The following is a 3,923-nucleotide window of genomic DNA, read 5'->3' on the forward strand; positions in this document are numbered from 1 at the left end:
CCCCGGCGCCGGCCACCGGCCCCGGCCGCCCGCCCCCCCCGCCCCGCCGCCGCCCGCGGTGCCCCAGACCCCCCCCCGCCCGCCCCCTCCTCCCCCGGGCGCGGGGCGTCACCCGTCCAGGCCCCAGGCGAACACCCGCTCCGGGTGGATCCGGATCACCTCCGGGCTGAAGTGCGGACCCAGTGCGTGCGGGCCCACCTCCAGCGTGGCGCGGCCGCGGATCTCGATGCCCCGGACCTTCCACGGCCGGGTGCTCACCAGATCGTCCACCACCAGGGACAGCAGCGGATTGCCCTGGAGGTTGCGCCACTTCTTCGTCGTCCCCATCGCCAGACCGCCGACCAGGACCGTGCCGTCCTCCTGCGGGAAGAACCCCACCGGGTTGGCCTGCGGCTGCCCTGCCGCGTCCACCGTCGCCAGCCGCCCCAGCCTCTGCGACCCGAGATACGCCGACTCCGCCTCGCTGAACCCCTTGAACTCCGTCATGCCCCCCAGCCTCGTCCCACGGCGCCCGCCGCGCATCGGGCGCTCGGCCGACCGGCCCTCGGTCTTCGGCACTACGCCGCGAACACCGGCGGGGCGTCGGGCCGTCGAAGCCGGACGCCGTCGGTCGGGGCCGCCGGGATCCGGCCCCGCCGCGGGCCGCCGCGGACCACGTCCAGGCCCCGCCGAGCAGGGTGGTGGCCCCGGCTCCGGTGCCCCCCCGCGCGGCGTTCGGTCAGCCGACCAGGACCGCGCCCAGCCAGGCGCCCGCCACCATCAGGCACGCGAGCAGTTCCACCAGGACGCTCGTCCCCACCGCCCGCATCACCGCCCGCACCGAGGCCCAGGCCTCGCCGTGGGTGCCCAGCCGCAGCCGCTCGCTCAGGTAGATGCCGCCCACGAACCCCGGAACCGCCCCCACCACCGGCACCACCACGAAGCCGAGCAGCGCGCCCGCGCCCGCGTACACGACCATCCGGCGGGTGACGCCCACCCCGCGCAGCCGCCGCGGCGGCAACTGCCACTTGACCACCTGGACCACCAGCAGCAGCGCGGTCGCCGCGACCAGCAGGGACCACGCGAGCGCCGACCGCTCGTGCAGCGCCCACCACAGCACGCCCGCCCAGACCAGCCAGGTCCCCGGCACACCCGGGACCAGCACCCCGACCACCCCGAGCAGGAGCACCAGCCCCACCAGGAGCAGCTGAGGCAGATCCATGCGCTCAGCCTGACCGACCAGGGCCTATCGGGCCACCCAGCCCCGTTCGTACGCGTGCCAGCCCAACTGGAGCCGCGTCGTCACCCCGGACAGCTCCATCAGGCCCTTGACCCGCCGCTGCACCGTCCGCAGCCCCAGATCCAGGTGCTTGGCCACGCTCGCGTCCGTCATGCCCGCCAGCAGCAGCGTGAGGATCTCCAGGTCCGTCGTGTCGGGCACGCCCTCGGACTCCTCCGCCCCCGCCGCCCCCAGCCGCAGCGGCAGCGCCTCCCGCCACACCGCCTCGAACAGCCCGGTCAGCGATTCCAGCAGCCCCGACGCGTGCACCACCAGCGCCGCCGGCTCCGCCCCCGGCCCCGTCAGCGGCACCAGCGCCAGGGACCGGTCCGCGATCACCAGCCTCGTCGGCACCTGCTGGGTCACCCGGACGCCCTCGCCCCGCGCGAGCGCCGTCGACGCCTCCCGGATCCCGGTCGGCAGGGTCAGTACGTCCCGCTCGATCACCACCCGGTACTCCACGCCCCGCGCGGCGGCCTGCTCCTCCGCCTCGTTGTCCATCGCCGTCACCACCTGGGGCCGGCTGCTGACCAGGGCGCACACCTCCTCCACCGCGCCCACCTGGAGCTGGTGGAAGCGGTGCGCCACCGCGCTCGCGCCCGTCACCACCTCCACCAGGTCGTGCACGGACGGCTCGGCCGCCTCCGCCCGGTACTCCTGCGCCAGCCACGCCGCCGCCAGCTCCGCCTGCTCCAGCTCGTGCCGCTGCTGGGTGAGCAGCGCCCCCAGCGCCACCCCCGGCGGCGCCGCCACCCACCGGCCCGGGCGGGCCGAGGACTGCGCCGCCAGCCCGTGCCGCTCCAGGTGCCGCAGCGCCCGCTCGGTCTGCGGCACCGGCAGCGCCAGCCGGTGCGCGAGGTCCGGCACCTCCGCAGCCCCCAGCGACACCAGCGCGCGGTACGCCGACTCCTGGCCCTCGTCCAGGCCTATCGCACTCAGCAACCCTTCCACCCACCCTCTTGACGCCGTTCCTGGCGGGATGCGGCCACGGCGCAAACCCGCCTCGGACATCATCGCCGCACCCCCCGGCTCCCTGCCAAGGTGACGCCACCGCAGCACCGACATCCGCCGGCCGGAAGCGGCTTGCGGGGCGGCCGGCGAACAGCCCACGGCCCCCGTCACCGTGACCCTCGTCACCGGCGACCGGATCCTGGTGTCCACCGACCCGGCCGGCCGCAGCTCGCCGCCGAACGGCAGGGCAACCCGATCGGCTTCGCCCGCGCGACGTGGGGGGACGGCGGGCACTACGTGCAGCCGGGGTCCTTCGGCGACGCGGGCGGGCTGGTCCTCAAGCGCAACGGCGGGCAGATCGGCGACAGCGGGTACCCGTCCGGGGTCATCGAGGTCCCCGCCGAGGAGGCCACGTACGAACTGACGCAGTCCATCGAGAAGTTCGGCGCCCCGGCGCGGGCCTGGCAGCGCTCGCAGGCGGTGGTCACGGCGTGGCCCTTCCGCTCGAAGCAGGACCCGGCACAGTACTCGCAGCCCTGCCGATCCTGTTCCCGGCGGGGACGCTCCCGTCCGCGGACGGCATGAAGACGCTGCCCGCGACGGACGGGCAGACGATCGGGCTGGGCGTCACGGGTCACGCCGGGTACGCGTCGGGGGCGCTGAAGTCGGCGAAGCCGTCGTACGCGTACGACGGCGGTGAGCACGGGACGCAGGCGCGGGCGGCCGAGACGGGCGGTCGGCGGTCGTCGACCACGCGGGGGCCGGGGCGCAGGTGACGCTGAGGGTGGGGCTCACCGACGCGTTCGGTGCGGCCGTCACCCGGACGGTCGTGCGGGCGTACGACATCCGGTAGGTCGTACGAGGGATGCGAAAAGGGGCTCCACCGGGCGGCGTCCCGGTGGGGCCCTTTTCGCGCATTCGGCGTTTTCCGCCGCTGCGGGGGGCCGACAATGAGCGCATGAGTCAGCGGGGCGCGGACGACTGGTGGCAGAAGCTGTACGGGGACCCGGGCACGGAACCGGCCCCCGACACGGATCCGGACCCGGACCCGGATCCGGGGGACACCCTGGAGAGCCGGTTCCACTCGGCGTCGTCGGTGACGGCCTTCCCGGGGCCGGTGCCGTCCCCGCGCCCGCCGGCGGAACCCGCGCCGCCCTCGCACGCCGTGCTGCCGGGACCGCGCCACGAGCCCGACCCGGAACCGCCGCCGCGCGACCCCCGGGAGCCCGGTACGACCGGGTACGGCCTCGGCAGCGTCACCGTGCCGCCGGCCCTGCCGGAAGCCGCGCCCGAACCCGCGGACCCCCGACCACCGTCCGGCACCACCCCGCCGGGCGCGACCACGTGGCCCGACCCTTGGACGCCCGCCGGGGCCTGGCCGCCGGCCGGGGAGCGGACGGGATCCCGCGCCGAGGACCCACCGGTTCCCGCCCCCGACGCCACCACCCGGCCCGGAGCGCACCCGGGCCCCGAACCCGCCGGCCACGGAACGGGCCCCGAACCCGCCGGCCCCGGAACGTGGCCCGAGCCCGGCGGCGGCCCCTGGGGCGCCGCGCCCGCCGGGGCCTGGCCGCCGGCCGGGGAGCGGACGGGATCCCGCGCCGAGGACCCACCGGTTCCCGCCCCCGACGCCACCACCCGGCCCGGGGCTGGGCCGGGGGACACCGGGCCCGGTGCGTGGCCCGAGCCCGGCGGCGGTCCTTGGGCGCCCGCG

Annotated in this window: 5 protein-coding genes and 1 pseudogene; 3 read left to right on the forward strand and 3 right to left on the reverse strand. The window is 77.0% G+C overall.

The genetic code is table 11. The features are described 5' to 3' along the window. Positions 1-108: 108 nt before the first annotated feature. The 3 genes from ACFXA3_RS37890 to ACFXA3_RS37900 all read right to left on the reverse strand — a co-directional run bounded on the left by ACFXA3_RS37890 (position 109) and on the right by ACFXA3_RS37900 (position 2,200). Positions 109-486 (reverse strand): PPOX class F420-dependent oxidoreductase, encoded by a 378-nt coding sequence (locus tag ACFXA3_RS37890; RefSeq protein ID WP_385195062.1) that lies wholly within the window; start codon positions 484-486, stop codon positions 109-111. Positions 487-718: 232 nt separating this feature from the next. Further along, entirely contained in the window at positions 719-1,201 is a 483-nt protein-coding gene (locus ACFXA3_RS37895) for a DUF456 domain-containing protein (RefSeq protein ID WP_385195065.1), read from the reverse strand. A gap of 24 nt (positions 1,202-1,225) precedes the next feature. Then, the gene (locus tag ACFXA3_RS37900; protein WP_385195074.1) at positions 1,226-2,200 is read right to left on the reverse strand and encodes a helix-turn-helix domain-containing protein; all 975 of its coding nucleotides are present in this window, start codon (positions 2,198-2,200) and stop codon (positions 1,226-1,228) included. A 306-nt stretch (positions 2,201-2,506) separates the two neighbouring features. On the opposite strand from ACFXA3_RS37900, the gene ACFXA3_RS37905 reads away from it, so the two are divergent. The 3 genes and pseudogenes from ACFXA3_RS37905 to ACFXA3_RS37915 all read left to right on the forward strand — a co-directional run. Beyond that, a complete protein-coding gene (locus ACFXA3_RS37905) occupies positions 2,507-2,794 on the forward strand; it encodes a hypothetical protein (RefSeq protein ID WP_385195069.1) in 288 nt (95 codons plus the stop codon). Continuing rightward, positions 2,791-2,985: a hypothetical protein gene (locus ACFXA3_RS37910; RefSeq protein ID WP_385195071.1), complete on the forward strand. Its 195-nt coding sequence runs from the start codon at positions 2,791-2,793 to the stop codon at positions 2,983-2,985. The genes ACFXA3_RS37905 and ACFXA3_RS37910 overlap by 4 nt, the downstream gene beginning before the upstream one ends. A gap of 182 nt (positions 2,986-3,167) precedes the next feature. After that, positions 3,168-3,923, forward strand: a pseudogene (locus tag ACFXA3_RS37915) (hypothetical protein); the annotation flags it as partial.

The organism is Streptomyces sp. NPDC059456 (assembly GCF_042750055.1).
In the GTDB taxonomy this organism is placed as follows: Bacteria; Actinomycetota; Actinomycetes; order Streptomycetales; family Streptomycetaceae; genus Streptomyces.